The sequence below is a fragment of the Dermatophilus congolensis genome (assembly GCF_900447215.1).
GTDB lineage: Bacteria > Actinomycetota > Actinomycetes > Actinomycetales > Dermatophilaceae > Dermatophilus > Dermatophilus congolensis_A.
Map to the genome: position 1 here is coordinate 899,838 of NZ_UFYA01000001.1, position 26,304 is coordinate 926,141.

Genomic DNA, 26,304 nt, shown 5'->3' on the forward strand with positions numbered 1-26,304 from the left:
CCTGCCATTGGGATGGTGTTGCGGCGGTGAGCGGCGCTGGCGGGTTTTGGTGGGGTGGTTTTTGGTTGTTAAGCCCGTGGCCAGGTCGCTGGCCACGGGCTTGGTGTTGTGTTGTGGGTTTTGTGGCAGGGGTTAGTTTTTCTTTTGGGTCAGGGTGGTGATGATGGTTTCGGTGGTGGGGGTGTTGTTGACCTGGTTCCAGGGCATTTTGTCTAGGAGTTTTGCCATGGCGCAGGTGTCGGATAAGCCTGCGTAGAGCAACCCTGCGCCGATGCCTCCGGCGAGCCATTTGGCTTTGGGGGCGATGGTGCTTGCGGCGATGCTGCTTAGGGCGAGTGCGCCTGCGACGGTGCGGACTTGGCGGTCCATGGCCCAGGGGCCGCCTTTTCCGTTTTCTACGGGTCGGTGTTCTTTTTCCCATTGGGTCATGCCACCGACGAGGACGTGGATTTTCCCGCCCATGGTGGGGGCTAGGGCTTTGGCTGCGGCGTGGGCGCGGTTGTCGGTGCGGCAGATGAGGAGGACGTCGTTGGGGATGGCTGCGCCGATGCGGGCGGCGTCTTTTTCGATGAGGTCGATTGGTGCGTTGATGGATCTGGCGATGTGGGTGCTGGCGAATTCGGCTGGTGTGCGGACGTCGAGGAGGGTGGGGGCGTCGGGGCTGTGGATCCAGGCGTGTGCCTGTGCGGCGGTGATGTGTTCGGAGCGGGTCATGGAGGGTTTCCTTACTGGTTGATGAGTTCGGGCAGGTTTTGTGCAGCTAAGCCCAGGGCTAGGAGGATGAGTAGGGCGATGAATGCGAGGTTGAGGGCGCGTTGATTGATACGGGTGGTTAATCGTCCTCCTAGGAGAGTTCCGAAGGCTGTGAGTGCAGCGAATGGAAGAAGGGTGGCCCAGTCCAGGGGGAGTTCTTGGGTGGCGCGGGATGCTAGTGATGTAGATGAGTTGATCGCGATGACGAGCAGGGATGTGGCTACGGCGGCGGGCATTTCTAGGCCCATGATGAGGGTCAGGGCGGGGACGATGACGAATCCTCCTCCGACGCCGAAGAACCCAGTGAGTAGGCCAACGCCGGTTGCTGCGCCGATGCGGGCGATCCAGCCGCGGCGTGTTGTGCCAGTGATGGTGGTGCGGATCTGTTTGCGGATCATCGCTGCTGCGACAAGAAGCAGGAGTGCACAAAAAGCGACCATGAGCACCGGGCCGCGCACCGTGGCTGATAGGTGGGAGCCGATAAACGCGCCTGCTGATCCCAAGACACCGAAGGTGAGACCGTCGGCAATTTTGGCTCGCCCGGTTTTCAGGTGCGGGATGACGCCGATGAGAGCGGACAGACCCACGATGATGAGTGAGCCGGTGGTTGCTGCGCGCGGTGTTTGCCCTATCAGGGTGGTGAGGATAGGGACCGTGAGGATGGCCCCGCCTCCGCCGAGGGTGCCCATGAGGACACCGACGGCTAGGGCTATTGGGGGGATCCACCAGTCCATGTCAGTGCGCCGTTGAGTGTGCGTCGGCCCAGGCGTTGTAGCCGCCGATGAGGTCTGCGACGTGGGTGAATCCTTGGTGGCGTAGGTAGCTCGCGGCGACGTTGGATCGCCACCCTCCGGCGCAGGAGACGATCACTGGGCGGTTTTTGTCTAGTTCGTTGAGTCGTTGGGTTAGCTGCGGCAGGGGGATGTTGATGGTGTCGGGAATGGCGCCTTCTGCTGCTTCGCCGGGGCCACGTACGTCGAGTAGCTGTGTGTGTGGCGCAGCGTTGTCGAGTTCGTGAACTTCGAGACGGGTGGCCTGTTCGGCTTCCTCGGGGTGTTCGCTGAGGTGGCTGTCGAGGTGGGGGAAGTATCCGAGGACGTGGTCGTATCCGATGCGGCCAAGGCGCATGGTTGTTTCTTGTTCGAGTCCTTCGGGGGTGATGAGGATGATGCGTTGTTCGGGTTTGAGGAGCATGCCGACAGTTTCGGCGGTTCGCCCGTCGAAGGGAACGTTGATGGATCCGCGTAGATGCGCTGTGGTGAATTCTTCGGTTGTGCGTGTGTCGAGGATGATGGCGCCGTTGTTGAGGGCGTGTGCGAGTTCGGTGTTGTTCAGGGCTGGTGTGGTTGTGTTGCTCAGGGTGGGTCGGTGTTTTTTGTTGAGTGTGGCGTCGTAGGCGAAGTAGGCGGGAGGGGCTGGTTGGCCTGCGGTGACGATATCGACGAATTCTTGTTCGCTCATGGGGGTGCAGGCGTAGTTGGTGCGGCGTTGTTCACCGATTGTTGATTGTTTTTCGGTGGAGAGGTTTTTGCCGCAGGCTGATCCGGCGCCGTGCCCGGGGAAGACGCGGACTTCATCGGGTAGGGACATCAGCGTGTGCTGGATGGAGTGGTAGAGGTTGCGACCGAGTTCTTCGGCGGTGGTGCCGCTGGATGCTAGGAGGTCTGGTCGTCCGACGTCACCGATGAAGAGGGCGTCGCCGGTGAGTACGCCGTAGGGCACGTTGTCGTCTGTGTGTTCGTAGACGAGGACGCTGATTGATTCGGGAGTGTGGCCGGGGGTGGCCAGGATTTCGTGGGTGACTTCTCCGAGGCTGATGCGCTCGCCGTGTGTGAGTGGTCGGTAGGTGAAGTCGGGGGTGGCTTTTTCGCCGTATCCGATCCAGGCTCCGGTTTTTTCTGCCAGTTCGAGGTGTCCGGAGACGAAGTCGGCGCGGAAGTGGGTGTTGATGACTCCGATGATGTTCATGCCGTTTTCGGTGGCTTCGTTGAGGTAGTCGTCGGTGTCGCGTCGGGGGTCGATGATGAGGGCTTTCTTTGTTGTTTCGTCACCGATGACGTATGAGGCTTGTGAGAGGCAGTCGAGGTAGTGCTGGGTGAAGAGCATGGGGGTCCTCCCAGGAGTGTGTCGGGTGGTGGCAAACCCAGTTGAATATACCCCCGGGGGTATATTCAAGGGGTCGAGTATGTTCAACGTGTTCGATCGACCGCTTGTCTGGTTGCTGTCTTTGCTACGCATGATTTGCAGCAAGGAGGGAGTGCTGCCTGAGGGGATGGTGCGGGGTGGTTGACTTGAGGTATGCGTCTTAGTGAGTTTTGGCGGTTGATGGATGAGGAGTTCGGGACTGCGCGTGCACAGGTTCTGGCGTCACATCAGAGCGTGACGGCATTAGGTGGGGGCACTCCTGATGAGCTACTGGAGTCCGGTGTTGAGCCGCGGCGAGTATGGGAGGCGCTGGTGGAGCAGATGGGAGTACCGCCGGAGCGGCGACTGGGGCAAGTGGTCCCATTGCAGGAAAATCGCGATAAGTACTGAGTGGATGGCGTGTGTTGAGGTGGCTTATCGAACATTTGTTCGGTAGCTTGTGGGTGATGGGACTTTCTGCCGGTACTCGACCGGCGGGTCCGACTGCTCCACAACCTGGTTGGTTAGGGGGTGTGGTCCACAGTTGCCGTTGCGGTGGCGGGACCTTGTCGGTGGTTCCTTTTAACGTCTGACCCGAGTTGTTGGCCTGGTGGTCGCGCTTGAGGTCGCAGGTAGACGGCCGTTTCGAGTATTCGCAGAAAGCAAGGTGTGTCATGGCACGTTCTTCCAAGGCCTCGTCGGGGTCTCGTTCTTCTTCGTTGGATCCCAAGGCTGCTTCTCTGGACACAGTGATGGCCCAGATTGAAAAGGCTTACGGCAAGGGTGCTGTGATGCGTTTGGGTGATCAGGTGCGTCCGGCGTTGGGTGTTATTCCGACGGGGTCGATTGCGTTGGATGTGGCGTTGGGTGTGGGTGGCCTTCCTCGTGGTCGGGTGATTGAGATCTATGGCCCGGAGTCTTCGGGTAAGACGACTGTGGCGTTGCATGCGGTGGCGAGTGCGCAGAAAGCCGGGGGGATCGCGGCGTTCATCGATGCTGAGCACGCTTTGGATCCGGAGTATGCCCGGGCTTTGGGTGTGGATACTGATGCGCTGTTGGTTAGTCAGCCGGACACTGGCGAGCAGGCTCTTGAGATCACCGATATGTTGATCCGATCGGGGGCGATCGACATCATCGTCGTTGACTCAGTAGCGGCTTTGGTTCCGCGCGCTGAGATCGAAGGCGAGATGGGTGATTCGCATGTGGGGTTGCAGGCGCGGTTGATGAGCCAGGCGCTTCGTAAGATCACGGGTGCGTTGAACAGCACGGGCACGACGGCGATTTTCATTAACCAGCTTCGCGAGAAGATCGGCGTGATGTTCGGCAATCCGGAGACCACCACGGGTGGTAAGGCGTTGAAGTTCTATGCCTCGGTGCGTCTGGATATTCGCCGTATTGAGACGTTGAAGGACGGTAGCGAGCCGGTGGGTAACCGTACGCGCGCCAAAGTGGTGAAGAACAAGGTGTCTCCGCCGTTCAAGCAGGCCGAGTTCGACATTCTGTACGGACAGGGCATTTCGCGTGAGGGCAGCCTCATCGACATGGGTGTGGAGCACGGGATTATCCGTAAAGCCGGGGCGTGGTACACCTACGAGGGTGACCAGCTCGGTCAAGGCAAGGAGAACGTCCGTAACTTCCTCAAAGACAACCCAGAGTTGGCACAAGAGGTTGAGCGGCGCATCAAGGAGAAACTGGGCATCATTCCGGGTGCTGAGGCGCCTGCGGAAGCCGTAGAAGGTGGCGCGGGGGGCGATGAAGCGCCTGTGGCGTTCTGATGAGTGATGATGCGCGGTTGGCGCGCGCTCGTGAGGCGATGGCGCAGGCTGTAGTGCAGGCGAGTAGGTCTTCACAGTCTGCTGGGTCGGGTGCCTTGTCAGTGTCCGCTGAGTATGCGGAGGCTAAACGGATTGCGCTGCGTAAGTTAGCTGCAGCGCCACGGTCGCGGGCACAGCTTGCTGAGGCGATCGTGGCCAAAGACATTCCACGGGACACAGCTGATGAGGTCCTGGATCGTTTGGAAGATGTTGGCCTGGTTGATGATGCAGCTTACGCACAGATGTTGGTGCGCAGTTTGCGGGAGTCCAAGGGGCTGTCGAAACGGTCGCTGGAGATGGAGCTGACGAAACGGGGCGTGGAGGCCACGGTCGTTGAGGATGCTGTTGACCATCTTGACGTGGAGCGCGACAAAGAGGCTGCTCGTGCAGTTGTTGCTAAAAAGCTGCGGGCGATGAGTGGCCTGAACATTGAAACGAAGAAACGTCGTTTGCTGGGCTTACTTGGCAGACGAGGGTATTCGTCGAATATTGCATTTCCGGTAGTCGCTGAGGCTCTGGATGCTTTGCCTGAGCATGCTCGGGACTGACCTACAGCTGGTTAAATTGAGCAGCTTGGCGGGTAGCCGCTGGAGCTGTGATCGTCCGGTAGGGCGCAGGCCACCTCACCTGAGGTGGCCTGCGCTTGTCGCGTCGCGGGATCGGTGTCGGTTTCGTGGGAGCAGGGGTGAGGTTGGAGAATAGTTTGTGATGACGACTTATCAGGTGCGCACTCACGGGTGCCAGATGAATGTGCATGATTCCGAGCGGCTCGCGGGGCTCTTGGAAGCCGCGGGGTACGTGGATTACGAATCGGTTCCACCGACTGAACGTTCGGAAGAGCCAGACATTGTCGTGTTCAACACGTGCGCGGTGCGTGAGAACGCGGACAACAAGCTCTACGGCAACTTGGGGCAGTTGCGTCCAGCCAAGACGAAAAACCCCGACATGCAGATCGCTGTTGGTGGATGCATGGCGCAGAAAGATAAAGACCTCATCGTCGCCAAGGCGCCGTGGGTCGATGTCGTTTTCGGTACACACAACATCGGTTCATTGCCGGTGCTGTTGGAGCGGGCACGTCACAACAAGAAGGCCGAGGTGGAGATCCTCGAGTCTTTGGAAACGTTCCCCTCGACGTTGCCGACAAGGCGTGACTCGGCTTACGCCGGGTGGGTGTCGATTTCGGTGGGCTGTAACAACACCTGCACGTACTGCATCGTTCCGGCGCTGCGCGGTAAAGAACAGGACCGCCGACCGGGCGACATCCTCGCTGAGGTCAAAGCACTCGTGGCCGAGGGCGTCCTTGAAGTGACACTGCTTGGGCAGAACGTGAACACCTATGGGGTGGAGTTCGGGGACCGTGGCGCGTTCGCTAAGTTGCTGCGCGCCTGCGGTGACATCGACGGTCTGGAGCGTGTGCGTTTTACCAGCCCGCACCCGGCGGCGTTCACTGATGACGTCATCTCTGCTATGGCGGAGACACCGAACGTGATGCCCAGCCTGCACATGCCGTTGCAGTCTGGTTCGGATTCGGTGCTGCGCGCGATGCGCCGCTCGTACCGTAGCGAGAAATTCCTCGGCATCATTGAGCGAGTTCGGGAGCAGATCCCACACGCCGCGATTACCACGGACATCATTGTGGGATTCCCAGGCGAAACGGACCAGGATTTCGAAGACACCCTTGAAGTCGTTCGGGCCTCGCGGTTCTCCAGTGCATTCACGTTCCAGTACTCGATCCGCCCTGGCACCCCGGCAGCGACGATGGATAACCAGATCCCTAAAGAGGTTGTCCAGGAGCGCTTCAACCGGTTGGTCGCGTTGCAGGACGAGATCAGCTGGGAACAGAACCGTGCCCTTGAAGGCCAGACGGTTGAGGTGCTTGTCGCTCCGTTTGAGGGTCGTAAAGATGTAGAGACTGCGCGGATGTCTGGCCGGGCACGCGATAACCGCCTCGTGCACTTCTCATTGCCTGAAGAGCTACCTGAATCTGAACGTCCCCGACCAGGAGATCTTGTCAATGTGGCAGTCACCTATGGGGCCCCGCACCACTTGGTCGCTGACTCGGCAGTGGCCCAGAACCCAGACGAGCGGGTTTTCTCAGTGCGCCGCACCATCGGTGGTGACGCGTGGGAACGTCTAGAAGGTAACCCGGTTCCGCACAAACCAACGGTCAGCTTGGGGCTACCGACTATAGGTGCGCGGCCACAAACCGCATCGACCGGAGCCTGCGGAAGCTGCTGAGGCGCTCCCGGGCATCACCCGCATGCAGAGGCATCGTGATGCCCGGGAAAGCAGAAACTTTTCATCACTGGAAACGAAGACGGCGGGTGGGTTCGTGACCGAACAAGTGCCAGAAGTGGTTGCAGTTGTGGGCCCAACAGCGATAGGAAAAACCGCGCTAGCGGTGCGCCTGGCCGAGCAGTTGGGCGGAGAAATCGTTAACGCTGACGCGTTCGCGCTGTACACGGGCATGGATATCGGCACTGCTAAGCCAAGCATTGCCGAGCGGGGAAATATCCCCCACCACCAGATCGACGTTCTCGACATCACCGACGATGCGAGCGTGGCCGCCTACCAGCGGCACGTACGCACCGATATTGATGGAATCATCGCCCGCGGAAACCTCCCTGTCTTGGTAGGAGGATCCGGGCTGTACGTACGCGCAGCTATCGATGTGCTAGAAATCCCACCAACCGACCCCCGCGTCCGTGCACGGTGGGAGGCACACGCCGCAACAGAAGGCACTCCTGCCCTATACCAAAAGCTCACCGAACTAGACCCGCAGGCTGCTGCAGCTATCGAACCGCGCAACACTCGCCGTATCGTTCGCGCTTTAGAAGTCATCGAGCTTACTGGCCGCCCGTTCTCAGCAACCATGCCGCGCCGTGAATTCGTCCGCCCCACCGCGATGCTGGGCCTACATCTAGATCGAGACTTACTTGACACCCGTATCGAAACCCGGGTGCGGGGTATGTGGCGCGCTGGGCTGCTTGAGGAAGTCGCAGCGCTGGAACAGCGTGGACTGTCCCAGACCAGGACAGCTTCTCGCGCTGTGGGGTACCGCGAAGCCCTGGCACAGCTCAATGGAACCATAAGCGAAGAAGAAGCCATCGAGGCCACCACCATCGCCACTCGACGCCTGGCACGCAGGCAAATCAGCTGGTTCACCCCTGATCCACGCATCACGTGGATTGATGCCCACGATCCCAGCAGCGTCCTGCACGCCGCCCTGAGCACACTCCAGCAGCACGGTCTCAGCAGTCCTGCGCTGTGATAAACACCCAAACAAACACATAATCCACTCAGCACACCGCGGGAGAATGAATCACGTGAACGTAACAACCCCCGCCCCTGTCGCATACTCCTTCACCAAAGGCCACGGCACCCAGAACGACTTCGTGCTCATCCCTGACCTCGATGGCACGCGCGGCCTAGCCCCTGATCAGGTCCGTCGACTCGCGGACCGTCGCGCAGGCATAGGCGGCGACGGCGTAATCCGGGTTGTCCCCACCGCCTTATGTGGCGAACCTGAAATCGAGGCGCTCGCTGGTGATGCTGAATGGTTCATGGATTACCGCAACGCTGATGGCACCCCTGCAGAAATGTGCGGGAATGGGACACGGGTTTTCGCTGCCTATTTGCGGCGGGAGCGGTTGGTGACTGAGGACAGTTACACGATCGCTACCCGCGCGGGAATTAAACACATTGGTGTTCAAGGTGCGGTGTATTCGACGGGTCTGGGGCAGTACACCCTGACTATGGAGAGCGAGTTCAAGGCCCACGGCTTTGATGCGCGGGTATCGGTGCCCGGGTTTGAGGGGTTAGCGGGCGTGAGCGTCGATATGGGAAATCCACACACGGTGGTGATGCTTCCTGGTGAGGTTGATCTGCCTGCCGTGGATTTGAGCGCAGCCCCGGTGGTCAACCCGCTGCCTGAGCATGGAACCAATGTGGAGCTCGTGCAGGTTATTGGCCCAGGACATCTGCAGATGCGGGTATTTGAGCGCGGTGTGGGTGAAACGCGTTCGTGTGGCACGGGTGCTGCAGCTGCGGCGGTGGCGGCGATGCTGTGCATTGGTGAGGATGGGGCTAACCAGTGGCGGGTTGATGTGCCCGGGGGAAGCCTTCACGTCACTGTGGGTACGGACCGTCAGGTGACTCTTTCTGGCCCTGCTGACTTGGTCGCTGATGGTGTGACGCGGCTGTGAGGCAGCCTGCAGCTGACTGCCTGTAGCTGGTTCAGTTAGCTGTAGGCAGTGTCAGTTTCACTGTCGCGGTGCACGTGAAGAATCCGGAAACCTTTTGCTGTGGCTGCCCGGCGCACCGTGAAAGCATCGGGAAGGGTTGCTGTGAGCCAGGTCTGTAGTGAGTCGGCGCCGAGGTTTTTACTAACCACGAGGTAGGCGTCTGCGCCGGGGGAGAGCCGGGGAAGCCAGGTTAAGAGCAGGGCGTGTAACGCCGGTTTGCCGATCCGGATTGGCGGGTTGGACCAGATGAGGTCGAAGCGTGCTTCTTCAGGGACTTCTTCGGGGGCGAGGGCCTGTACGCGTGTGCAGCCCAACGCGGCTGCATTTGTTGCGGTGAGTTCTCGGGATCGTCGGTTGACGTCAACGGCGATGACGTCAGCTTCGGGGGAGAGCATCCCGAGGGTGCAGGCGATGGGACCCCAGCCACATCCGATATCGAGGAAGGTCCCGCCTGTGGGGGGGTGGGGTACTCCGCGCAGGAGGACGGATGTTCCTGGGTCGAGCCGATCACCAGAGAACACACCGTCAGCCGAGGTGATTTCGATGTCGCGGCCAGCGAGGTTGACGCGCAGGGTGCGAGTGTGGGCGGGGCCTGTGGGGTCGGAGTCGAAGTAGTGGCTGGTCGGGCTCGGCATGGGCATAGGTTACCGCCGGTGCGTGATGGTTGGATTGTCTGCCAAGGGCTTGGGCACTCATGGAGTATGGGGAACAGGAAGGTTGGCTGTTGCGTTGTTGCGGATACCGGTTCTTGAGCATTCCTGTTTCGAACCGGATGATCATGCGACCATGAGAGGGATATGACGAACAACGATCACGCAACTCACGCCTCCGACATCGAACAGACCGGTCACGGTGCGGCATTCGGTGGACTCCGTGACTCTGCCGAGTATGAAGATGTTTTCGCGCGTCGAGCTGCTGCCTTGTCTAACACCAGCGACACCGACGCCCATGCCACCTGGGATGGTGATCAGTTCGAGCGTGAGGAACGCGCGGCGATGCGCCGTGTTGACGGCCTCTCGACTGAGCTGGAAGACGTCACCGAAGTTGAATATCGCCAGCTACGTTTGGAGAACGTAGTGCTGGTAGGGGTGTGGAATTCTGGCTCGGTTGAGGATGCCGAGAACTCTCTGCGCGAATTGGCGGCGTTGGCTGAGACTGCTGGTTCGCGGGTGTTGGCGGGGGTGCTGCAGCGCCGCGCTAAACCAGATCCGGCTACCTATTTAGGGTCGGGCAAAGCCGCTGAGCTGGCCGAGGTCGTCGCCGCTGAGGGCGCTGACACAGTTATTGCTGACTGTGAGCTTGCCCCCAGTCAGCGGCGTGCCTTGGAAGATGTGGTGAAGGTGAAGGTCATTGACCGCACCGCGTTGATCCTCGACATTTTCGCTCAGCACGCTAAGTCTAAAGAGGGTAAGGCTCAGGTTGAGCTGGCGCAGCTGGAGTATTTGCTGCCGCGTCTGCGTGGCTGGGGTGAGTCGATGTCTCGGCAGGCTGGTGGGCAGGTTTCTGGTGGTGCGGGTATGGGGTCGCGTGGCCCTGGTGAGACAAAGATCGAGCTTGATCGTCGTCGTATCAATACACGGATGGCCAAGCTGCGTCGCGAGATCCGTGATATGAAGAAAATTCGGGTCACGAAGCGTTCGGGGCGCGCTGCTCACAGCGTTCCCAGTGTGGTCATTGTCGGGTACACCAACGCCGGTAAATCCAGCTTGTTGAACCGACTCACCGGAGCTGGGGTGATGGTGGAGAACGCTTTGTTCGCCACATTGGACACCACGGTTCGTCGTACGAACACCCCTGATGGCCGTGAGTACACCATCGCGGACACGGTCGGTTTTGTGCGTTCGTTGCCGCACCAGCTGGTGGAGGCTTTCCGGTCCACGTTGGAGGAGGCCGGGGATGCTGATTTGCTCTTGCATGTGGTTGATGGTTCGCACCCGGATCCAATTGGGCAGATTAAGGCAGTACGTGAAGTGCTTGCCGAGGTGCGTCCTGATGAGCTTCGTGAAGTAGTGGTGGTGAACAAAACCGATCTAGCTGAGGAAGAGACACTGGATCTTTTGCGTCGCTCTGAGGCTGACGCGGTGTTCGTTTCAGCACGCACGGGTGAGGGGATAGAACAGTTGCGTCAGCTCGTCGCTGATCATCTGCCGGTCCCGGATGTTCACCTGCGTGTTCTGATTCCTTATCAGCGTGGCGATTTGGTGTCGCTGTTGCATGGGCAGGGCGATATCCGTAGTGAGGAGCACACCCCTGAGGGCACGTTGATTGAAGGTTTTGTGCGGCACGAAAAAGCTAGTGAGTTCGCACCGTTCTTTGTGGAGTCGTGAGTTTTCTTCGCCACGTTCTTCCTCAACCCTCTGGGCGTTTTGGAAACTGCTTCCTTAGCAGTGGACAAGCAGTCCAGAGGGGTGGGTGAGGGGCATTAGGGTGGTGGATTGTGTCGTCGCCTTCTGTGAAAACCCTGCTTGAGGCCGCTGTTGCTGGAATTGGTGGTTCCCCGCGTGCCGGCCAGGTGTCGATGGCTGAGGCGATTAGCGCCGCTGTCGATTCTGGTGAGCATTTGCTGGTTCAGGCTGGCACCGGTACGGGTAAGTCGTTGGCGTATTTGGTGCCAGCTGCAGCACATGCGCAGGCGACGGGAACCCCGGTTGTGGTGGCTACGGCAACACTGGCGTTGCAGGGACAGATCGTTGACCGCGATCTTCCACGATTGGCTGAATCGCTGCGTGGGTATTTGCCTCAGCCGTTGACGTACGGGCTGGTCAAGGGGCGTCGTAACTACATATGTGTGCACAAAATTTCCGGTGGTATGCCTGAGGACGATGACGATGCTTTGTTCGGTGTCGGCCAGGTAGATGAGCAGGTCGGGCGCCTGGGGCAAGAGGTTTTGCGGCTACGGCAGTGGGCTCAGGAAACTGAATCTGGTGACCGTGATGATCTGGTTCCGGGGGTTTCTGAGCGCGCTTGGCGTCAGGTGTCGGTGTCGGCGCGGGAGTGCCTGGGGTCACGGTGCCCGATGCGTGAGGAGTGTTTTGTTGAGCAGGCGCGGGCAGCGGCTGCTGATGTTGACATCGTGGTTACGAACCATTCGTTTGCTTCCATTGATGCTTTTGAGGGGCGGCGTCTGCTGCCTGAGCATGATCTTCTTGTGGTCGATGAGGCCCATGAGCTTGTTGATCGGGTGACAGCGACGGTCACTGATGAGCTGGGCTCTAAATCGGTTGGTAGTGCTGCACGTAAAGCTGCCTCGCATGCTGATACCAATGAGTTCGCTTTGGCTGGTGATGGGTTGGCTGTCGCTTTGGAAGCAGTTCCTGAGGGCAGGGTGCAGACTGCTCCGGAAATGCTGGTTCAGGCTCTGGGGCGTGTGCATGAGGCTGCGCGTCTACTGTTGGGGTCATTGAAGGGCGAAGGCGGTGAATCTGTCGAAGGAGCAAAGAAAGTCGCTCGTGCCGCAGTTGAAGAGATTCACGCTTTCACTGAACGGGCTCTGGAAAACAGAGAACTCGATGTGCTCTGGGTGACTAAAGACGACCGTAGGGGAGCGGTGTTACGTATCGCTCCGATGAGTGTGGCGATGCAGCTGCGGGAAGCCATGTTCACCGAACGGACGGTTGTGTTGACCTCAGCCACCCTGGAATTGGGGGGATCTTTCGATCCTGTAGCTGGGCAGATGGGGTTGCGGGGGCAGGGGGCCCCAGCGTGGCGTTGCGTGGATGTGGGTAGCCCGTTCGACTATGCGCGGCAAGGGATCGCGTACGTGGCTGACTGGCTACCTACGCCTGGACGTGACGGTGCCGCGACGGAGGTTTTCGACGAGATCGAAGCGCTCATTCGTGCCGCTGGTGGCAGGGCACTGGGGTTGTTCAGTTCGATGCGTGCAGCTAAGACTGCTGCGGAGCAGATGCGGGAACGCTTCGGCGATGACCTGGACATTCTGTGCCAGGGAGATGATCAACTATCGACGTTGGTGAGGCAGTTCGCTTCGGATGCCAGTACTTGCCTGTTTGGGACGCTTTCGTTGTGGCAGGGCGTTGATGTGCCTGGCTCGGCGTGTCAGCTGGTCATTATTGACCGGATCCCGTTTCCCCGCCCGGATGACCCTCTTACTGAGGCGCGCACTCGCGCCATTGGCTCTATGGGGGGTAATGGGTTTATGGCGGTTTCGGCTACTGCTGCGGCTCTCAAACTTGCGCAGGGAGCTGGGCGTTTGATTCGCCGTGCTGATGACCGTGGAGTTGTTGCTTTTCTCGATCCGCGAATGAAGAAAGCCCGTTATGCTGGGTTTTTGCAGGCTTCGTTGCCTGATATGTGGCCCACTACTGACCGTGATGTTGTGTTGGGGGCTCTTCAGCGTCTTGATGCTGCGGCTGCGCCAGTGCTGCCGGTCGCGGCGCGCGGGGAGCGCGCGGTGATGAAACCTACGCCCGCTGCCAGTGCTCCACCGATGGAACCTGGAGAAACCGAGCATCCACCGCCGCGCGTAGAGCACACTGGCGCCGTGCGCTTGAGTCCGGCAGTGGCTGCGGGGCATAAGTGGGATGCCACTCTTGATGAAGAACTCCGCGATGGTCTCGATCTGGGGCTTGATATCTCTGAGCTTGCTGAACATCTTGAAATGCCACCTGAGTCGATCATTGCCCGGATGAAAGCACTGAAACTGTCATGACTGCACAACGGGCTGGACGTCGCCGCGCCCCGGAACCGAGCTCTGGATTCGGGGGCTTTGATGATGACGCCACCATCGCAGACACTCCCTCCGGGGGAGTGCCGCCTTTGGTTCTCGTGACTGGGCCAGAACGTGTCTTGGCTCAGCGCGCTTTGGATGCCACTGCTATCGCGCTGCGGGCTACTGACCCGCAGGTCGATATTGTCCGTTTTGACGCCGAAGGGTATGAGACTGGCTCCATCGCCATGGCTGCTAGTCCGTCTCTTTTTGGGGGCAGTACAGGCATTTTTGTGCGTGGCTTGGAGGCCGCTAATGACGCTTTGATTGAGGACCTTGTTCGCTACCTCAGTGCGCCTGAGGAGACGGTGACTCTTACCGTCTGGCATCGCAGTGGTAATCGTGGCAAAAAAGTCCTCGACATGATGAAAAAAGCTGGTGCGCGGGTTCTGGCTGCTCCAGCCATTAAGAGCGACCGGGACAAGTCTGAGTTTGTCAGCAGTGAGTTCCGTCGCGCTGGGCGCCGTATCGCTCCTGATGCTGTGAAGACTCTTGTCGAAGCAGTAGGTAAAAGTGTCGATGAGTTAGCTTCTGCGTGTAGTCAGCTCATCGCAGACACCACAGGGACGATCAACACCGGAACGGTCGAGACGTACTACGGCGGCCGTGTCGAAGCGAATGGGTTCAAAGTCGCCGATGCTGCTTTGGCGGGGAATACCGCTGAAGCGTTGGCGTTGGTGCGGCATGCGTTGGCTGTGGGGACTGATCCTGTGCCGATTGTGGCCGCGTTGGCGGTACAGGTTCGCCAGCTCATTAAGGTCACAGGGGTGCCCTCTGGGCCGGCGGGGCAGGTTGCTGGGGCGTTGGGAATGGCGCCCTGGCAGGTTGATCGGGCTCGTCGCACTGCGCGAGGGTGGAGTGAGGATGGGCTTGCTGTTGCGGTGGAGGCAATCGCGGCTGCTGATTTCGCGGTCAAAGGTGGGGGCCGGGATCCGCAGTTCGCGGTGGAGCGGTGTGTGTTGCAGGTGGCTCGGGCTCGGCATGCGCACACAGGTCGAGGCCGGGGTCGATAGCGGGGGGTGAGGTGCAGGGCTGCTTCGGTCGTGTTTGGCGCGCCTGTTAAGCTGGATATTCGCGTGCGCGCCCAGGTCGTGCGCAAGTCACGCGAAATTAGCCCTTCCTTGGCCGGGCCGACCACGACGACTTCAGTTGCGGTTCGGATGCGAGGGGGGCCTGCTTCATGCGTGTGTGTGGAGTAGTCCTTCGACCAGAAAGTCAGATTCGTGGCAAACATTAAGCAGCAGATCAAGCGCGTTAAGACCAACAACAAGCGGACCGAACGCAACAAGGCTTACAAGTCTGAGCTGCGTACTTTCATCCGTAAGTTCCGTGTTGCGGTCGAGGCTGGCAACAAGGACGAGGCAGCGGTGGCGCTGCGCGACGCGTCCCGCAAGCTGGACGTGGCCGTAAGCAAGGGCGTCATTCACAAGAACCAGGCCGCTAACAAGAAGTCGGCTATGGCGACGCGTTTCAACGCTCTCTGATCCAGTCCGTGACGCCGGGAGACCGGTGATCGGTGAGGCGGGGGTCGTCGGAGTTTCCAGGCGGCCCTCGCTTCGTATTTCTCAGGTTGCTGGTGGGACTGGTTCCTTTGGAGAGGTTCTGCTGCCCTGCGGTAGATTGGCGACGGCCCGGCGTGTCCAGTCGTGGCCCGTGACGTGGTGTATGACGAGACGAAGGACGATGTCGATGAGTGAATCAGCTTCCGGAGCCGGCTACCGATACACGGCCGAGGTAGCCGATCGCATCGAGCGCCATTGGCAAGATGTGTGGGAGGCCGAAGGCGCATATGCCGCCGCGAACCCAGCCGGCCCGTGGGCTGATTCGCAGGCCGCCAAGCGTGAGCCTCTTTACGTTCTGGACATGTTCCCTTACCCCTCTGGGGCGGGGCTGCATGTCGGGCACCCGCTGGGCTATATCGCCACGGATGCTTTCGCACGTTTCCAGCGCATGACAGGTAAGAACGTTCTGCACACCCTGGGGTATGACGCGTTTGGTTTGCCAGCTGAGCAGTACGCGATCCAGACTGGGCAACACCCGCGCGTCACCACCGAGAACAACATCGCGAACATGCGTCGCCAGCTGCGTCGCTTGGGGTTGGGTCATGACACGCGTCGTTCTGTGGCCACCACCGACGTTGAGTTCTACCGCTGGACGCAGTGGATTTTCTTGCAGCTGTTCAACGCCTGGTTTGATCCACAGGCCCCCAATACCAGCAACGGCAAAGGTAAAGCCCGCCCGATCTCGGAGCTGGAGGCAGAGTTCGCGGACGGAACTCGCCCCACGCCAGATGGCCGCCCGTGGGGTGAGTTAGCGCGGAACGAGCAGCGGGAAATTCTTGACCAGTACCGGTTGGCGTATGTCTCTTCTGCGCCGGTGAACTGGTGTCCTGGGTTGGGAACTGTTTTGGCGAATGAGGAAGTCACCGCTGAAGGCCGTTCCGATATCGGCAATTACCCGGTGTTTAAGCGCAACATGCGGCAGTGGATGATGCGCATCACCACATACGCCGATCGCCTTTTGGAAGATCTGGACCGGGTTGACTGGCCAGAGCCGGTCAAGTTGATGCAGCGTAACTGGATTGGTCGCTCTACTGGAGCGACGGTGCGCTTTGACGTCCCTGCAACAGAAGGGTCCACCGAACAGGTCGAGGTGTTCACTACCCGCCCAGACACGTTGTTTGGTGCCACATTCATGGTGCTTGCTCCGGAGCACCCGCTCGTCGAGAAGATTGTGCCCGCCACGTGGCCTGAAGACACTAAGCAGGCGTGGAAAGCTGGAGCGGCCACTCCTTCTGAGGGAGTTTCTGCCTATATCGCTGCGGCGGCGAGCAAAACCGAGATGGAGCGTCAGGCCGAAGGCAAAGAAAAAACGGGGGTCTTCACTGGGGCGTTCGCGATCAACCCGGTTGATGGGCGCGCTCTTCCTGTTTTCATCGCCGACTACGTTCTGATGGGCTACGGCACGGGAGCCATCATGGCCGTCCCTGCCGAAGATGAGCGTGATTTCGCATTCGCTTCTGCCTTTGACATCGACGTGATCCGCACCATCGAACCACCCGCAGGGCACCCTGAAGATCAGCCCTACACCGGTGATGGAGTGAAGATCAACAGCACCGGGGAGGGCATCGATCTCAACGGCATGTCGGTGCCGCAGGCTAAAGCCGCGATGATCACTCACCTGGAGGCACAGGGCATCGGTGAAGGGACCACCACCTACAAGCTGCGTGACTGGCTCTTCAGCCGCCAGCGGTACTGGGGTGAACCGTTCCCCATCGTGTACGACGAGTTCGACCAGCCGGTTGCAGTACCGGAGTCGATGCTTCCAGTGCAGCTGCCTGAGGTAGACGACTACTCGCCACAGAAGCTCGATCCCGAAGATGAAACTAGTCAGCCGGTGCCGCCGCTGGCTCGCGCCCAGGAATGGGCGAATGTACAGCTCGATCTTGGTGATGGCCCGAAGATGTACCGCCGTGAGCTCAACGTGATGCCCCAATGGGCTGGCTCATGCTGGTACGAGATGCGTTACCTCGACCCAGCCAACACAGAACGTTTTGTTGACCCGCAGGTCGAGCGGTACTGGATGGGCCCCCGCGCCACTCCTGTGGAGGGCGCACCGGCAGGTCTACCGGATGTTGGTGGTGTGGACCTGTACGTCGGTGGTGTGGAGCATGCCGTGCTGCACCTGCTGTATGCCCGGTTCTGGCACAAAGTGCTGTTCGATCTGGGGCACACCAGCAGTGCTGAGCCGTTCCGCCGGCTGTACAACCAGGGCTATATCCAGGCGTATGCGTTCCGTGACCAGCGCGGCCAGATCGTCCCTGCCGCCGAGATCACCGAGTCCGTGCAGCAGGACGGCACCACCGCCTACCTGTGGAACGGGCAGGAAGTCGTGCGTGAGTACGGCAAGATGGGCAAGTCGTTGAAGAACGTTGTCAGCCCTGACGAGATGTACGACCAGTACGGGGCCGACACATTCCGGGTGTACGAGATGAGCATGGGCCCGCTGGAGGCCTCCAAACCGTGGGAGACCCGCGCGGTCGTTGGTTCGCAGCGTTTCTTGCAGCGAGTGTGGCGCAATGTCATCGATGAAGAAACCGGCGAGGTCGTTGTTGTCGATGAGGCGATGGATGAGGACATAGCACGGGCGATGGCGCGTGCAGTGCAAGGTGTGCGCGCAGACTACGCCGGTTTGCGGTTCAACACAGCGATCGCCAAGTTGATCGAGTTCAACAACGTTCTCACCAAGCTGTCACATACTCCGCGTGAGGCTGCTGAAACGCTTGTAGTGATGTTGGCGCCAGTGGCTCCGCACATCGCTGAAGAGTTGTGGCATCGCCTGGGGCACAGTGATTCAGTGGTGCACGCGCAGTTCCCTGAAGCTGACGAGGCACTCCTGGCTGCGGCCTCGGTGACTGCGGTGATTCAGGTGCTGGGTAAGGTCCGTGCACGCATCGAGGTCGACCCCTCGATCTGTGAAGCTGACCTGGAGAAAGCAGCATTCGCCGAGCCTCGCATCGCTGAACTGATTGAGGGAAAAATAGTCCGCAAGGTCATTGTGCGTGCCCCGAACCTGGTCAACATCGTCGCTCAGTGACAGTTCGCAGCACTGACAGCCCAGTGGCCGGCGGCCGCAGCATTGCTGTGGTGACAGATTCCACTGCTGGGCTGTCTGCTGCTGAGCAGAGGCAGTTGGGTGTCGCAGTGGTCGGACTGCACGTCTTGGAAAACGGGCGTGAGATCACCGCAGACAGTGAAGGATCTTTCCCGGTGGTTGTGGCTGCAGCTAAAACCACCGGGACTTCACGTCCTTCACCGGGAGAGTTCCTCACTTGCTACGAGAATTTGGCTTCTCGTGGTGTGCAGGGCATCGTTTCGGTGCATTTGTCGGCCCAGCTATCTGGCACGCGTGACGCAGCGTTGTTGGCCGCGCGGTCGGCATCGGTGCCTGTGCACGTCATTGATAGCGCAATGGCTGGTGCCGGGTTGGGGAACGCGGTACGTCGTACAGCGCCGATTGTCGCTGGGCTATCGCCGCAGGAGGCTGGTGAGGTTGCTCGCGGTATTGTTCGCGCGGTCGCCGATACGACGTCCACATTTTTCTATGTGCATTCTTTGGAGAATCTGCGTAAGGGCGGGCGGATTGGTGCTGCTGCGGCGTTCCTTGGGACAGCGTTGTCAGTGAAACCGATTCTCCAGCTCGCAGACGGACACATCGAGCCCGTGGAGAAACTCAGAACTACTGGACGTGCTGTTTCGCGCCTGGTTGAGTTAGCGGTTTCGCGCGCCAGGCAGCTTCTAGACCCGGTCACGGTGACGGTGCAGCATGTTGATGCCACCGAGCGTGCCGACCTGTTGGCAGAAAAACTCACGCAAGCGTTGATAACGCAGAACATCCCTGTGACTTCGGTGTCGGTAGCGCCTGTGGATGAGGTGTTGGCGGTGCATGTTGGACCTGGGGCGGTTGGGGTATTTGTCACAGGAACGCCCGCAGAGCCCACCTAGGAGCGTCCACAACCTGTTGAGAGGGGGTTTGTTCTCCACATCAGCAGGTGCTGTCTGCATCTGAGTGTTCTGGTTCGGCATAGCTTCACCGCATGCCTCCTGCTGATCCGCTGCCCACCACACAAGCTGCCCACGCGGCCAGTCGCCGGCGTGGAGTCAATGCGCCGTGGCCGATCCGCCCTTCTCGCCCTCCTGCTCACCATGTTGTCGCTGCTTGCGAGCCCCGCTATGCCCCCGACTCTAGTGCCGGGTTCGTCTCCGATGTTGATGAGGAATTGGAGCTGGAGTGGGCACCAGGACATGAGCAGTGGAATTCACAAATCGACGACTGGGATCTAGCAGAGAAAGCTTCCGGTGCTGCAGCGACGTCGAGCAGCGGTGGCAGCAACTCGTCGCGAAAGCAGAATCAGAGAGCACTCGCAGCTACAACGAGCGCACACACCCAACACCAGGGATGGGTGACGTACAACCATACGCGCCACAGGTCAACAAAACTCCTCGACCAAATGTGCGCGCTCTGCTCGCCTCCCCAGCTGCGGAAAGTCACAACCAGCAACGGCGTTTGCCACCCCTAGAAGAGGAAGAACACACACACCACGGACACTCGTGCTCTGCTCGCTGTTCCGCAACGTCTCCAAACAGCCAGGAGCGTTCCCCCTACTCGCGCGATTATCGGAGCCTTGATCATTGGCGTGCTGGCATGTGCGGTGGTGTTCGCACGTTGGTGGTTTACCGAACGTCAAGCAGCAGAGCACACCGTTCCCGCTGCATCCACCCATGCCGCCGGGAAACCGTCCCCTTCAGGAACCGCTGGGACGGCTGATAAACACTCACAGACGACCCCAGCCGCCATCACGGTCCATGTCGCTGGGAAAGTGACCAAACCGGGGGTCGTCACCGTGCCTGCGGGATCCCGTGCAAGCCAAGCGATTGCGGCTGCAGGTGGTTTCGCACGTGGAAGCGATGCCCGCAGCATCAATATGGCCAAGCCACTCAGCGATGGTGAACAGATCATCGTCGCTGCCCTGGGTGAGGCAGCCCCCGCGGCCGCTGTAAGCAGCCCAGGTGCTTCTACTACCGCTGCAGGCAAAGTGAACCTCAACAGCGCTGACCAAACCACTTTGGAAACCTTGCCTGGTGTTGGCCCTGTGATGGCTGGAAAAATCATTAAATGGCGCACCGATAACGGGCGCTTCACGCGTGTGGAAGACCTTAACGAGGTCTCTGGCGTCGGTGAAAAAACCTTCGCTAAACTTGCCCAACTCGTCACGGTATGAGGGCGGTTGCCAGCCTGCTTCTTAACGCACTGCGTGATAAGCGCGAAAAAACCTCCTCGGCCACTGAACTTCCTGCTGACCTGCGCCTTTTTATCCCCGCAGTGATCGCGTGGAGCGTACTAGCTGCGGCTGGGCCGCATTGGAGTTTCACCATTGGGGCAGCACTGATCAGTGCGCTGCTCGCTTTGCCCGCTGCTGTATTTCTCTGCCGGCGCCCCACCCCCATCGCGCGCATCGGCACTTTGGCTCTCATTGCCACGTTTGTTCTGTGCGCCACCGCCACCGCGCATGATCTGCGTAGGCAAGCTGGCCCCATCCCCGATCTTGCAGTAACACACGCCACTGCCGCCCTGACTGGACGTATCACCGAAGAACCACGACAAGTCCCCTCCGCGAACGGCTCGGGAGCACTGTATGTCGCCTTAATGAACGTCGAAACAATCGAACATCATGCGCTGAGCACTCCGGTAGCTACACCGGTGCGGATTTTCGCTGATCACCGCCTCACTCACGCAAACTGGGGTGACACCATTACGGTGCGTGGAGCGCTACGGGCAGTCCCTGCGCCAGATAAAGCCGTCGCCACCGTGAGCCGCCCCAACGCACTACAGGTACACCCATCACCGAACCCGATCTTGGCCGTGGCCACGCACGTCCGAACTGGGCTCAGTCAGGCCACTCACGCTCTGCCTGACGATGCTCGCGGATTGGTTCCGGCGATGGTTCTAGGTGATCGTTCACAACAGTCTTCTTCTCTGGTCGAGGCGATGCGCGACACCGGCTTGACCCACTTGAGTGCAGTGTCGGGCACGAACGTGACGTATGTACTCCTTGGTGCTGCTTTCTTGATGCGGCTGATCGGAATGCCGCGGCGGGTCCGGCCTTTTCTTGGCGTGGCCGCAGTCGCTCTTTTCGTGGTTGTGGCTCGCCCAGATGCAAGTGTGCTGCGCGCGGCAACGATGGGGACTATTGGTCTGGTTGGTGTTAGCGCTTCACGTCGCGGTGCTGCGTTGCCTGCTTTGGCCGCCGCCATTCTGGTGCTTCTGGGTTTCGATCCGTGGTTGGCCCGTAGCTATGGGTTTGCGCTTTCGGTGTTGGCCACGGCGGGAATTGTCCTGTTTGCGCGCTCGTGGTCTGACGAGATCGCAGATGAGCTCCCGAGATTTTTGCGTTGGCTGGCTCCCCTTGTGGCTGTTCCGTTGGCTGCACAGGTGATGTGTGCTCCGGTGTTGCTTCTCCTGAGCCCAGGGATTCAGCTGATTTCTATCCCGGCCAACGTACTCACCGCTCCTTTGGTTGCCCCGGTCACTCTGGGTGGGATTTTCACGGCTGCTGCCTCGTTGGTGTTTCCGTCGCTGGCGGCATTGTGTGCGTGGTTCCCGGGGGTGTGCGCGTTGGCGATTGCGTTTGTGGCGCATGGGTTGGCGGTCGTTCCTGGTGGAACAGTGCCGTGGCCGGCAGGGGGGTGGGGAGCTGGTGTGTTTGCGGTGCTCACTGTGGTGGCGTTGTTCACGGCTCCGGCGTGGCGGCGACTTTTGGAGGTTGTGTGTCGTCATGGCGTTTTTGCTGGTGCAAGCTTGTTTGTTGCTTTGTTCGCGGTGTGTGTTCCGTTGCCTGGTGGGCAGGGGGCTCAAGGGTGGAAATTCGCTGCCTGTGATGTGGGGCAGGGGGATGCGTTGGTTGTGCGTGGTGATGATCATGCGTCAACTGTTTTGGTTGATACCGGTCGTGATCCGTGGTTGATTGATGCCTGTCTTGATGCGTTGGGTGTGCAGCATTTGGCGGCGGTGGTGTTGACCCATTACGACTCGGATCACGTTGCGGGGCTTTCGGGTGTGGTTGCTGGCCGGAAGGTGGAGCGGCTGGTTGTTTCTGCTGCGGCTGAGGCGCGGGGGCGTCCTGCTCAGATCACTCGGATCGCGCAAAGTGCGCAGATCCCGGTGGAGAAGTGGGTGATGGGTAGTGAGGGTGTGTGGGGTGGGCTTCGTTTGCGGACTGTGTGGCCGCGTAGTGAGCACAGCGCTAGTTCTAATGACGGCTCTTTGGTTCTTACTGCTGAAGCTGGTGGGATGCGGGTGTTGTTGTTGGGGGATGCTGAAGAGTTAGCTACTGCTGCTGTGCGTCGTGCTCTTGAGGGTAGTGGGCAGTTAGGCAGTTTTGATGTGGTGAAGGTGTCGCATCATGGGTCGGCGCATGTTGCTGCAGGGTTGTATAGCGATCTGCGGGCGGTAGTTGCGGTTATTAGTGTGGGGCGCAGAACACTTATGGGCATCCAGCTCCGTCGGTGATGATGGATTTGCAGCGTTCGGGGGCGAGTGTGTGGCGCACCGATGAGGCGGGGACGGTCTTGATGCATGTTTCGGGTGCTGGTGGTGGCCGGGGTGTTGTGGTTCGGGGATTGCGAACCAGGTGAGGTTTTAGATCATGAGAGTGGCGGGGATTTCTGGTGATGTGTGTGCGTGTTCTGCGCTGTCGGTGAGGGCGTGGAGGGTGGTGGCGACGGCGGGGACGCGGAAGAGATCGGGTGTGGTGACGGCGTAGACGGTGCGGTGACTTTGGGGGGTGATGTCGCGGATGGCTACGTCGGGGTGGATGGCTTTGGAGAGGTTCAGAGCGGGAATGAGGGCGGCGCCGAGCCCGGCGCCGACGAACCCGAGTACGGCCATGTAGTCCTCGGTTTCGTAGGTGACGCGGGGACGGAATCCGGCCAGGTTGCAAGAGTCCAGGAGGTGGCCGCGGCAGCGGGGGCAGCCGGCGATCCAGTCTTCATTGGTGAGGTCGGCGAGATTGACTACGGGATTGCTGGTGAGGGGGTGTTGGCGGGGGAGTGCGACGTGTACGGGGTCGTCGAATAGCTCGATGGCGTGGAGTGTTTCGAGGTTGTCCTCGGCTGCGGGTAGCCCGGCTCCGTCGTAGGCGAAGACTAAAGCGATGTCGCATTCACCGGCACGCAGGGCGGCTAATGCTTGCGGGGGTTCGCCTTCGGTGAAGGTGACTGTGATGCCGGGGTAGGTTTCGCGTAGTTGCGCTAGGGCGGCCGGGACAATGGCGGCCGATGCCGACGGGAAGGCCATGAGGCGTACTCGTCCTGATTCGAGTCCGGCGATGGCTGATATTTCGTCTTCGGCTTGTTCGAGTGCGGTGAGTATGGCTGTGGCGTGGCGGGCCAGGACTTCGCCTGCTTCGGTGAGTCGTACGGTGCGGCCTACACGTTCAACGAGGGTGGTTCCGGTGCGTTGTTCGAGTCGGCGCACCATTTGTGAGATCGCAGGTTGGGAGTAGCCCAGGGAGGCAGCGGCGGAGGTGAAGCTTCCGGCGTCGGCGATGGCGCGCATGACTCGGAAACCGGCGATATCGATCATGTTGCTGATCATAACGTCGCGTTACTGGTATCGCGGGTGGTCACAGGCGTCGGATGACTGCGGTGACTTTCCCGAGGATGGTGGCGCCGGTGGCGTCGATGGGGTTGTAAGCGGGGTTGTGCGGCATGAGCCAGCGGGAGCCGTCGGGGTTGATTTTTAGGGTTTTGACTGTTGCTTCGGAGTCGAGCATGGCTGCGATGATTTCGCCGTTGCTAGCGGTGGGTTGGCGGCGGACGACGACCCAGTCTTTGTCGCAGATGGCGGCGTCGACCATGGAGTCACCGAAGACTTGTAGGAGGAAAAGTTCTCCTTCACCGACGAGTTGGCGCGGTAGAGGAAAGACGTCTTCGAGTGCTTCTTCTGCGGGTATGGGGGTGCCAGCTGCGATACGGCCAAGGATGGGCACGTAGGTGGCTTCGGGGTGCAGATCGGTGCCACTTATTTCTGGCGTGGGGGGTTCTGTGGAGTCGGGACGGGACTCTTTGCGGTCGGGGAGGTCTAGGTCGGTGTCGATGAGTATTTCGATGGCGCGGGGGCGGTGGGGGTCGCGGCGTAGGTAGCCCTTGCGTTCGAGGGCGGAGAGCTGGTGGGAGACGCTGCTGGGTGAGGTCAGTCCTGCGGCATCGCCGATTTCGCGCAGGCTGGGCGGATATCCGCGGGATTCAACGCAGACGCGTATGACCTGGAGAACTTTACGTTGCCGTGCAGTGAGTCCGGGGCGTTGTTGAGCGGCGATTTCATGGATCTCGGACATGGGGATCCCTTTCTCTAGCATCGCCTGCCGACAAGGTGAGATCTCGCAGGGGGCGTGTGAACGGTGTCGGAGGGTGAGAGCAAGGTGGGTCTCACCTTGGGCTGGCTGGTTCCCGCTCATTTCGAGGCTCTGGATTGGGTGTGCACGTGAGCCCGATGAGAGTTGCGGGATGGGGCTGTTGTTCGAATTCTAGGCGGCGATGGGGGGTTTCCTCAAACAGATGTTCGGATTCTGTGTTGCGCAGCCCAGAAGGAGGAGGCTATTTGCAGGGTCACGTTGGTCAAGTTGAATTAGTTAAATCGAATATGTGTGCGAAATATCCTTGCTTTTTCTATCGAACTTTTGTTCGATAGAACATGTATTCGAATCATTGGCTCGCGTGCAGCAGGTACAGGTTTGATGTCTGGGTATGAAAAGAGGGAGTTCGTCATGACTGGTCGCAATATGTTGCATGCGGTATCACCTGGCGGGGATCAAGCTGACCTGCGGGGGCATGGTGAAGCCAGCGGTAGGGCCACAGTTGTAGGTGAGGGGTTGGCGACGGTCATTTCTTTCCCAGAATCGAGGCGGGGAGAAGTAAGCCCGGTGTGGTCGATATCTACAGGCCGTTTAATGGTGGCTTTGGGGGTGGTGTTTGTGGTGTCGCTTGTCGTCTTTATGGTGTGCGCCGGCCCTGATCAGGTGGGGATTGTGATGGATCGCATGGTGACCGTTACGGAGAACCAGTCGACGCTGGCAGATATTGCCCGGGAGCATCTGCCGCAGCTTCCCTCTGGTGATGCGGTGATGATCCTGCAGCAGATCAATGATTTGGCTGATGTGCATGTGAGTGTGGGGCAGCGTTTGTGGATTCCGCGCATGCTGTGAGATTCATTGGGGAACTAGCTTCGACACGCCGGTGGGGGAGTTGGGGTGCTGGGTTGAGGGGCGCGTGAGTGGGGGTGGCCTGTGTGTTTGCGAGCCTGGGGTAGGGAAAGTGACGTATCAAACGGTCTTCCAGCTTTTGTTTGGAGAAGCGGCACCCATAGGATCACTACATCTAGTGACGCCAGATGAAGCATTGTCCATATCTTGTGGATGGGTAAAAGGTTTTATATCGCTATTATTTCAGTGGGCCTTTGTCTACTGAAAGAACGTGAACCTGCGTTCCTAGACGTGCGGGGATCCACGCGATGTGGCCGTTCCTCACGGCAGCAACGACACTCAACACGCAAGGAAGGAAAGCGACGTGCACTGCCCATTTTGTCGTCACGACGACAGTCGAGTCATCGACAGTCGCGCGATTGACGACGGATCGGGCATCCGGCGCAGAAGAGAGTGCCCTTCCTGCGGCAGACGTTTCACAACCCTGGAAACCTCCGCACTAGCAGTACGGAAACGTTCCGGTGCAAGTGAGCCCTTCAGCCGCGGAAAAATTGTCACTGGGGTGCGCAAAGCATGCCAAGGTAGACCCGTCTCGGACGACGACCTGGCATTACTTGCCCAACACGTAGAAGAAAACATCAGGATGCGCGGCGCCGCTGAGGTCGACGCGCACGCCATCGGACTGGCAATCCTTGAACCACTACAAGCCCTCGACGTTGTCGCCTACCTAAGGTTCGCCAGCGTCTATCAAGATTTCGAGCGTCTCGAAGATTTCGAGGCTGCGATCGCCCGTCTGCGCCAACCTCAGGACGAGAACGGCGTCATTACCGACGACGGAGACCCACCCGGCAGCGGGTAAGCATCACCACGCTTTCATAGCGC

General features: G+C 59.8%; 22 protein-coding genes. 16 read left to right on the forward strand and 6 right to left on the reverse strand.

Going from position 1 to position 26,304, the window contains the following annotated elements:
* Positions 1 to 132: 132 nt before the first annotated feature.
* Genes DXZ77_RS03855 through DXZ77_RS03865 form a run of 3 tightly spaced genes read right to left on the reverse strand, consistent with a single transcriptional unit; the run spans position 133 to position 2,859 of the window.
* Positions 133 to 714, reverse strand: a complete 582-nt coding sequence (locus DXZ77_RS03855) for a rhodanese-like domain-containing protein (RefSeq protein WP_115030094.1) — start codon at positions 712 to 714, stop codon at positions 133 to 135.
* 11 nt (positions 715 to 725) lie between these two features.
* Positions 726 to 1,487 carry a sulfite exporter TauE/SafE family protein gene (locus DXZ77_RS03860; RefSeq protein WP_115030096.1) on the reverse strand — a complete coding sequence of 254 codons (762 nt, stop codon included), beginning with the start codon at positions 1,485 to 1,487 and terminating at the stop codon, positions 726 to 728.
* 1 nt (position 1,488) lies between these two features.
* A complete protein-coding gene (locus DXZ77_RS03865; RefSeq protein WP_115030098.1) occupies positions 1,489 to 2,859 on the reverse strand; it encodes an MBL fold metallo-hydrolase in 1,371 nt (456 codons plus the stop codon).
* Positions 2,860 to 3,051: 192 nt separating this feature from the next.
* On the opposite strand from DXZ77_RS03865, the gene DXZ77_RS03875 reads away from it, so the two are divergent.
* From DXZ77_RS03875 to dapF, 6 genes are all read left to right on the forward strand, one after another.
* Positions 3,052 to 3,288: a DUF3046 domain-containing protein gene (locus DXZ77_RS03875; protein WP_115030102.1), complete on the forward strand. Its 237-nt coding sequence runs from the start codon at positions 3,052 to 3,054 to the stop codon at positions 3,286 to 3,288.
* Positions 3,289 to 3,551: 263 nt separating this feature from the next.
* Positions 3,552 to 4,652, forward strand: coding sequence for a recombinase RecA (recA, locus tag DXZ77_RS03880; protein WP_115030104.1), 1,101 nt, complete (start codon positions 3,552 to 3,554; stop codon positions 4,650 to 4,652).
* Entirely contained in the window at positions 4,652 to 5,239 is a 588-nt protein-coding gene (locus tag DXZ77_RS03885) for a regulatory protein RecX (protein WP_115030106.1), read from the forward strand. Before recA ends, DXZ77_RS03885 begins: the two co-directional genes overlap by 1 nt.
* 160 nt (positions 5,240 to 5,399) lie before the next feature.
* Positions 5,400 to 6,929: a tRNA (N6-isopentenyl adenosine(37)-C2)-methylthiotransferase MiaB gene (gene miaB / locus DXZ77_RS03890; RefSeq protein ID WP_115030108.1), complete on the forward strand. Its 1,530-nt coding sequence runs from the start codon at positions 5,400 to 5,402 to the stop codon at positions 6,927 to 6,929.
* Positions 6,930 to 7,023: 94 nt separating this feature from the next.
* Positions 7,024 to 7,962, forward strand: coding sequence for a tRNA (adenosine(37)-N6)-dimethylallyltransferase MiaA (miaA, locus tag DXZ77_RS03895; protein ID WP_258553112.1), 939 nt, complete (start codon positions 7,024 to 7,026; stop codon positions 7,960 to 7,962).
* A gap of 55 nt (positions 7,963 to 8,017) precedes the next feature.
* Positions 8,018 to 8,896: a diaminopimelate epimerase gene (gene dapF / locus DXZ77_RS03900; protein WP_258553113.1), complete on the forward strand. Its 879-nt coding sequence runs from the start codon at positions 8,018 to 8,020 to the stop codon at positions 8,894 to 8,896.
* Positions 8,897 to 8,931: 35 nt separating this feature from the next.
* Here dapF and DXZ77_RS03905 read toward each other — a convergent pair whose 3' ends face one another.
* Entirely contained in the window at positions 8,932 to 9,570 is a 639-nt protein-coding gene (locus DXZ77_RS03905) for a class I SAM-dependent methyltransferase (RefSeq protein WP_115032514.1), read from the reverse strand.
* Between the two features lie 162 nt (positions 9,571 to 9,732).
* Between DXZ77_RS03905 and hflX the strand changes: the two genes are divergently transcribed.
* The 8 genes from hflX (at position 9,733) to DXZ77_RS03945 (ending at position 22,730) form a co-directional block, all read left to right on the forward strand.
* Entirely contained in the window at positions 9,733 to 11,262 is a 1,530-nt protein-coding gene (hflX, locus tag DXZ77_RS03910; RefSeq protein ID WP_115030114.1) for a GTPase HflX, read from the forward strand.
* A 107-nt stretch (positions 11,263 to 11,369) separates the two neighbouring features.
* Positions 11,370 to 13,604, forward strand: coding sequence for an ATP-dependent DNA helicase (locus DXZ77_RS03915; RefSeq protein WP_258553306.1), 2,235 nt, complete (start codon positions 11,370 to 11,372; stop codon positions 13,602 to 13,604).
* On the forward strand, positions 13,601 to 14,674 hold the full coding sequence (gene holA, locus DXZ77_RS03920) for a DNA polymerase III subunit delta (RefSeq protein ID WP_115030116.1): 1,074 nt from the start codon (positions 13,601 to 13,603) through the stop codon (positions 14,672 to 14,674). The genes DXZ77_RS03915 and holA overlap by 4 nt, the downstream gene beginning before the upstream one ends.
* Before the next feature lie 210 nt (positions 14,675 to 14,884).
* Positions 14,885 to 15,145, forward strand: a complete 261-nt coding sequence (gene rpsT / locus DXZ77_RS03925) for a 30S ribosomal protein S20 (RefSeq protein WP_028327693.1) — start codon at positions 14,885 to 14,887, stop codon at positions 15,143 to 15,145.
* Between the two features lie 205 nt (positions 15,146 to 15,350).
* A complete protein-coding gene (gene leuS, locus DXZ77_RS03930; RefSeq protein ID WP_115032518.1) occupies positions 15,351 to 18,257 on the forward strand; it encodes a leucine--tRNA ligase in 2,907 nt (968 codons plus the stop codon).
* Positions 18,254 to 19,165: a DegV family protein gene (locus tag DXZ77_RS03935; protein ID WP_115030118.1), complete on the forward strand. Its 912-nt coding sequence runs from the start codon at positions 18,254 to 18,256 to the stop codon at positions 19,163 to 19,165. The genes leuS and DXZ77_RS03935 overlap by 4 nt, the downstream gene beginning before the upstream one ends.
* A gap of 851 nt (positions 19,166 to 20,016) precedes the next feature.
* A complete protein-coding gene (locus DXZ77_RS03940; protein WP_115032519.1) occupies positions 20,017 to 20,442 on the forward strand; it encodes a ComEA family DNA-binding protein in 426 nt (141 codons plus the stop codon).
* Positions 20,439 to 22,730, forward strand: a complete 2,292-nt coding sequence (locus DXZ77_RS03945; RefSeq protein ID WP_115030120.1) for a DNA internalization-related competence protein ComEC/Rec2 — start codon at positions 20,439 to 20,441, stop codon at positions 22,728 to 22,730. Before DXZ77_RS03940 ends, DXZ77_RS03945 begins: the two co-directional genes overlap by 4 nt.
* A 129-nt stretch (positions 22,731 to 22,859) precedes the next feature.
* Here the strand turns inward: DXZ77_RS03945 and DXZ77_RS03950 are convergent, their stop codons facing one another.
* The gene (locus DXZ77_RS03950; protein ID WP_115032521.1) at positions 22,860 to 23,804 is read right to left on the reverse strand and encodes a LysR family transcriptional regulator; all 945 of its coding nucleotides are present in this window, start codon (positions 23,802 to 23,804) and stop codon (positions 22,860 to 22,862) included.
* Positions 23,805 to 23,844: 40 nt separating this feature from the next.
* A complete protein-coding gene (lexA, locus tag DXZ77_RS03955; protein ID WP_115032523.1) occupies positions 23,845 to 24,558 on the reverse strand; it encodes a transcriptional repressor LexA in 714 nt (237 codons plus the stop codon).
* A gap of 429 nt (positions 24,559 to 24,987) precedes the next feature.
* Between lexA and DXZ77_RS03960 the strand changes: the two genes are divergently transcribed.
* Positions 24,988 to 25,425, forward strand: a complete 438-nt coding sequence (locus DXZ77_RS03960) for a LysM peptidoglycan-binding domain-containing protein (protein ID WP_147279190.1) — start codon at positions 24,988 to 24,990, stop codon at positions 25,423 to 25,425.
* Positions 25,426 to 25,786: 361 nt separating this feature from the next.
* The gene (gene nrdR / locus DXZ77_RS03965) at positions 25,787 to 26,281 is read left to right on the forward strand and encodes a transcriptional regulator NrdR (RefSeq protein ID WP_051277688.1); all 495 of its coding nucleotides are present in this window, start codon (positions 25,787 to 25,789) and stop codon (positions 26,279 to 26,281) included.
* Positions 26,282 to 26,304 lie beyond the last annotated feature (23 nt).

Coding starts and splice junctions, on each gene's coding strand:
- DXZ77_RS03855 (WP_115030094.1), bottom strand. CDS start 714: ATGACCCGCTCCGAACACATCACCGCCGCACAGGCACACGCCTGGATC.
- DXZ77_RS03860 (WP_115030096.1), bottom strand. CDS start 1,487: ATGGACTGGTGGATCCCCCCAATAGCCCTAGCCGTCGGTGTCCTCATG.
- DXZ77_RS03865 (WP_115030098.1), bottom strand. CDS start 2,859: ATGCTCTTCACCCAGCACTACCTCGACTGCCTCTCACAAGCCTCATAC.
- DXZ77_RS03875 (WP_115030102.1), top strand. CDS start 3,052: ATGCGTCTTAGTGAGTTTTGGCGGTTGATGGATGAGGAGTTCGGGACT.
- recA (WP_115030104.1), top strand. CDS start 3,552: ATGGCACGTTCTTCCAAGGCCTCGTCGGGGTCTCGTTCTTCTTCGTTG.
- DXZ77_RS03885 (WP_115030106.1), top strand. CDS start 4,652: ATGAGTGATGATGCGCGGTTGGCGCGCGCTCGTGAGGCGATGGCGCAG.
- miaB (WP_115030108.1), top strand. CDS start 5,400: ATGACGACTTATCAGGTGCGCACTCACGGGTGCCAGATGAATGTGCAT.
- DXZ77_RS03905 (WP_115032514.1), bottom strand. CDS start 9,570: ATGCCGAGCCCGACCAGCCACTACTTCGACTCCGACCCCACAGGCCCC.
- hflX (WP_115030114.1), top strand. CDS start 9,733: ATGACGAACAACGATCACGCAACTCACGCCTCCGACATCGAACAGACC.
- holA (WP_115030116.1), top strand. CDS start 13,601: ATGACTGCACAACGGGCTGGACGTCGCCGCGCCCCGGAACCGAGCTCT.
- leuS (WP_115032518.1), top strand. CDS start 15,351: ATGAGTGAATCAGCTTCCGGAGCCGGCTACCGATACACGGCCGAGGTA.
- DXZ77_RS03945 (WP_115030120.1), top strand. CDS start 20,439: ATGAGGGCGGTTGCCAGCCTGCTTCTTAACGCACTGCGTGATAAGCGC.
- DXZ77_RS03950 (WP_115032521.1), bottom strand. CDS start 23,804: ATGATCGATATCGCCGGTTTCCGAGTCATGCGCGCCATCGCCGACGCC.
- lexA (WP_115032523.1), bottom strand. CDS start 24,558: ATGTCCGAGATCCATGAAATCGCCGCTCAACAACGCCCCGGACTCACT.
- DXZ77_RS03960 (WP_147279190.1), top strand. CDS start 24,988: ATGACTGGTCGCAATATGTTGCATGCGGTATCACCTGGCGGGGATCAA.